The sequence below is a fragment of the Pseudomonadota bacterium genome (assembly GCA_030859565.1).
Classification (GTDB): Bacteria; Pseudomonadota; Gammaproteobacteria; order JACCXJ01; family JACCXJ01; genus USCg-Taylor.
This window is the reverse complement of record JALZJW010000224.1, coordinates 1-4,215: the sequence shown is the minus strand read 5'-3', so window position 1 is coordinate 4,215 and position 4,215 is coordinate 1. Positions and strand designations below refer to the sequence as shown.

The 4,215-nt window shown below is 61.8% G+C and carries 6 protein-coding genes; all 6 read left to right on the top strand.

The features are described from left to right. Positions 1–555: branched-chain amino acid ABC transporter permease (locus tag M3436_19725; protein ID MDQ3566210.1), on the top strand; the 555-nt coding region annotated here is incomplete at its 5' end. Positions 556–558: 3 nt separating this feature from the next. Beyond that, a complete protein-coding gene (urtC, locus tag M3436_19720) occupies positions 559–1,635 on the top strand; it encodes an urea ABC transporter permease subunit UrtC (protein MDQ3566209.1) in 1,077 nt (358 codons plus the stop codon). Positions 1,636–1,685: 50 nt separating this feature from the next. Further along, a complete protein-coding gene (urtD, locus tag M3436_19715; GenBank protein ID MDQ3566208.1) occupies positions 1,686–2,471 on the top strand; it encodes an urea ABC transporter ATP-binding protein UrtD in 786 nt (261 codons plus the stop codon). 15 nt (positions 2,472–2,486) lie between these two features. Beyond that, entirely contained in the window at positions 2,487–3,182 is a 696-nt protein-coding gene (urtE, locus tag M3436_19710; GenBank protein MDQ3566207.1) for an urea ABC transporter ATP-binding subunit UrtE, read from the top strand. A gap of 180 nt (positions 3,183–3,362) precedes the next feature. Continuing rightward, positions 3,363–3,608, top strand: a complete 246-nt coding sequence (locus tag M3436_19705) for a type II toxin-antitoxin system prevent-host-death family antitoxin (GenBank protein ID MDQ3566206.1) — start codon at positions 3,363–3,365, stop codon at positions 3,606–3,608. Continuing rightward, positions 3,605–4,015 (top strand): type II toxin-antitoxin system VapC family toxin, encoded by a 411-nt coding sequence (locus M3436_19700; GenBank protein MDQ3566205.1) that lies wholly within the window; start codon positions 3,605–3,607, stop codon positions 4,013–4,015. The genes M3436_19705 and M3436_19700 overlap by 4 nt, the downstream gene beginning before the upstream one ends. The last annotated feature ends 200 nt before the right edge of the window (positions 4,016–4,215 follow it).

The window sequence follows — 4,215 nt, the reverse complement described above, 5'->3', positions numbered from 1 at the left end:
CGCAGCATCTTTTCGCCGCTGAACCGATCGGTCTCCACGCCCGCTTGGATGAGCGGCTCGCTGGAGATCAACGACGCCCTCTCGCTGACTTACAACCGGTTGTACATCACGCTCTTCGGCCTGCTGGTGTTTCTCGCGCTGGTAGCGCTCCTGAAACACACCCGGCTCGGCTTGCAGGTGCGGGCGGTGGCGCAGAATCGGGCCATGGCCAAGGCCGTGGGGATCCGCACCGAGTGGGTGGATGCCATGACCTTCGGTTTGGGCTCCGGGATTGCCGGGATCGCCGGCGTCGCGCTCAGCCAGCTCACGAACGTGGGGCCGAACCTCGGCCAGGCGTACATCATCGATTCCTTCATCGTCGTCGTGTTCGGCGGCGTGGGCAACCTGTGGGGTACGCTGGTCGGAGGGGTGTCGCTCGGGATCGTCAACAAATTCCTCGAGCCCTACGCCGGGGCGGTGCTGGCCAAAATCCTGGTGTTGGTGTTCATCATCATCTATATCCAGAAGCGGCCGCGAGGCATGTTCCCGCAGAAGGGCCGGGCGGCCGAGGGTTAGCGTATGCTGCTCAAGCGCGATCTCGGCGGAACCCTATTATTGGCGCTCTTGGGTATCGCAATTCTCGTCGTGCCGGTGCTCAATCTAGCGGTGCCGGAATCCTCGTCGTTGCACCTCTCTACCTATACGGTCACCTTGCTGGGCAAATATCTCACCTATGCCCTGCTCGCCATCGCCCTGGATCTCATCTGGGGTTACTGCGGGATCATGAGCCTCGGGCACAGCGCCTTCTTTGCCTTGGGCGGGTATGCCATGGGCATGTATCTCATGCGCGCGATTGGCCCCCGAGGGGTCTATGGCGATCCCGTGCTGCCGGACTTCATGGTATTTCTCAACTGGAAAGAGCTCCCGTGGTATTGGTACGGCTTCGATCAGTTCTGGTTCGCGGCTCTCATGGTGATGCTGGTGCCGGGGTTGCTGGCGTTGGTGTTCGGCTGGCTCGCGTTTCGCTCGCGCGTGACGGGCGTGTATTTATCGATCATCACCCAGGCGCTCACCTATGCGTTGATGCTGGCTTTTTTCCGCAACGACATGGGCTTCGGCGGCAACAACGGCCTAACGGATTTCAAGACTCTCCTCGGTTTCGACGTTCACGCGGACAGCACACGGGCTGGGCTCTTCGTGGTCTCGGCGCTGGCCCTCGCGCTCGGTTATGTCGCCTGCCGCGCCGTGGTAAGCTCCAAGCTCGGGCGGGTGGTCGTGGCCATCCGCGACGCCGAGGATCGCACCCGCTTTCTCGGCTACCGGGTCGAGCTTTTCAAGCTCTGGGTGTTCGTCTTGTCGGCTGTGCTGGCCGGGATCGCCGGGGCCTTGTACGTGCCCCAGGTCGGGATCATCAACCCCAGCGAGTTTTCCCCCTTGAACTCCATCGAGGTCGTGATCTGGGTGTCGGTCGGCGGGCGCGCGACCCTCTACGGGGCCGTGGCCGGGGCCGGGCTGATCAACTACGCCAAGACCTATCTGACCGGGGCGCTGCCGGAGGTTTGGCTGTTCGCATTGGGCGGTCTGTTTGTCCTGGTGACGGTGTTCTTGCCACGGGGGCTGGTCGGTTTATTCCGCGGGCGCAAGGAGCCGCCCTGATGCAGTTTGAGCCGCAGCGGCCGCGCAAACCCGTGCGCCGAGTGGACTTGATGACCTATGGCTTCGGATCGGCGAGCGAGCCGGCTCCGGATCCCTCGAGTCTGCCGATCCTTTATATCGAGGATATCACCGTGAGCTTCGATGGGTTCAAGGCTTTAGACGGCCTATCGCTCTATGTCGATGACGGCGAGCTCCGCTGCATCATCGGCCCCAACGGCGCCGGTAAGACCACCATGATGGATGTGATCACAGGTAAGACCCGTCCCGATCAAGGAACGGCTTTCTTTGCCCGGAGCGTCGATCTCTTGAGCCTTACCGAACCCGAGATCGCCCAAGCCGGCATCGGCCGCAAGTTCCAAATTCCGACCGTCTTCGAGCACCAGAGCGTCTTTGAGAACCTGGAGCTGGCGCTCTACACCAACAAGGCGGTGTGGCCAAGCCTCTTCGCCCGGCTCAACGGCGCGGAGCGGGATCGCATCGAGGAAGTTCTTGCGATTATCGGCCTCACCGACTCCCGGTACCGCCGGGCCGGCGTGCTCTCCCATGGCCAGAAGCAATGGCTGGAGATCGGCATGCTGCTCATGCAGAGCCCGAGGCTCCTGTTGCTCGACGAACCGGTGGCCGGGATGACGCATGAGGAGACCGAGCATACCGCCGAATTACTCCTCTCCCTCGCCGGCCGGCACACCATTATCGTCGTCGAGCACGACATGGAGTTCGTGCGTTCCATCGGGCGCCGGGTCACGGTGTTGCACGAAGGGCGGATGCTGGCCGAAGGCAAGATGCAGGAGGTCCAAAACCATCCGCAGGTGATCGAGGTCTATCTGGGGGCATAATCGAAACAGGCTCACATGCTACGCGTCGCGCAATTGAACCACTATTACGGCGAGAGCCACACCCTATGGGATCTCGATCTGGAAGTCGCGGCCGGTTCGTGCACGTGTTTGATCGGCCGCAACGGCGTGGGCAAGAGCACGCTGCTCAAGTGCATCATGGGACTGTTGCCGCTCAAGTCCGGCGTCATGCGCATGGAGGCGACGGACCTGACTCCCCTTCCGGCGTACAAACGCGCGGCGCTCGGCATCGGCTACGTCCCCCAGGGGCGCGAGATCTTCCCGCTGCTCACGGTCGAGGAAAACCTCAAGGTGGGCCTCGGCGCGCGCCGCAACGGAGCGCGGCGGGTACCCCCGATCGTGTTCGAGACCTTTCCGGTGCTCAAGGACATGCTGCATCGTCAGGGCGGTGATCTCTCCGGCGGTCAGCAACAACAGCTTGCCATCGCACGCGCCCTGGTCCTGGAACCGCGGCTGTTGATCCTGGATGAGCCTACCGAAGGAATACAGCCCAACATCGTGCGCGAGATCGGCGACATCATTCTGCGCCTGAATCGGGAACATGGGTTGACGGTGTTGCTGGTCGCGCAGAAGCTCCCGTTCGCGCGCCGCGTGGCCGACCATTTTTGTATCATGAACAAGGGCCGCATCGTCGCGGCGGGCGCCACGGCCGAGCTCACCGACGCGCTGATTCAGCGCTATTTGGCGGTTTGACGCGCATGCGTCGCCGCTCGGTCCGGGTTTACCAAAGTCTCACGGTCCCGCGGGAGCGGGTGAGTCCAGGGCTGCACTTGGGAAGGCTTGCGACTCATCCCTGCCGGGTCAACCGCGGACGGGCGCTTTGACAGTAACACCGACTCAGACTAGTCTTAGACTAGGGTAGTGAGTCAGACCATGAAGCAGATAGGATCTTACGAGGCTAAAACCCATCTTCCCCGCCTGCTAAAGGAGGTGGAACGGGGCGAGACCTTCACCATCACCAACCACGGCAGACCCGTCGCCCGGTTGGTTCCCATCCGGCCAGCGACCCGGTCCGGGGAAGATGCCGTCGCTGCCATCAAGCGTGTGCGACCCGCGCGTAATTGTTCCGATATTCCGCTCGATACGGTGACCGAGGCCATGAAGCAAGGTCGGCGATGATGGTTGTCGATTGCTCGGTGACAATGCCCTGGCTCCTCAAGAACGACGCGAGCGGCTATAGCGAGAAAACACTGGACGCGCTGCTAACGGGATCCGCGATTGTACCGGCGCTCTGGCATCTCGAGGTGCAGAACGTGCTGCTGATGTTCGAGCGTCGCAAAAGGATCCTGCGATCGGAATCCGAGCAGTTCTGCCGACTCTTGGCTGATCTTCCTATTACCACGGACGATACGCCGGAGCGGGTGAGCACCGGAACAGCGGTAGCGCTCGCCAGAGAATGCGGATTGACGATCTATGATGCCGTTTATCTGGATCTGGCCATACGCACAGGGACCCCCTTCGCGACGCTCGACAAGGCCCTGCGCAAAGCAGCCAGACGCGCCAGCGTCAAACTATGGAATGGCTAGCAAGGTAGCCCGTATGCAGCGCAGCGGAATACGGGGAGGCCGGTGCCATGATCATTCCCGGATTCCGTTTCACTCCATCCATATATGGACTCCTCCCGATTTGCAAGCATTTTTCTCTTCGATTGCAGCAGTCGGTGAGCGCAGTTGCTCCCATATATCCGGCCTGTTGGTGAGGCCTTGGTCGCCTCCGGGCCCTGATG

Bases quoted from the DNA above. Each gene is read 5' to 3' on its own strand.
- urtC (MDQ3566209.1), top strand. From the start codon at position 559: ATGCTGCTCAAGCGCGATCTCGGCGGAACCCTATTATTGGCGCTCTTG.
- M3436_19705 (MDQ3566206.1), top strand. From the start codon at position 3,363: ATGAAGCAGATAGGATCTTACGAGGCTAAAACCCATCTTCCCCGCCTG.
- M3436_19700 (MDQ3566205.1), top strand. From the start codon at position 3,605: ATGATGGTTGTCGATTGCTCGGTGACAATGCCCTGGCTCCTCAAGAAC.
- urtD (MDQ3566208.1), top strand. From the start codon at position 1,686: ATGACCTATGGCTTCGGATCGGCGAGCGAGCCGGCTCCGGATCCCTCG.
- urtE (MDQ3566207.1), top strand. From the start codon at position 2,487: ATGCTACGCGTCGCGCAATTGAACCACTATTACGGCGAGAGCCACACC.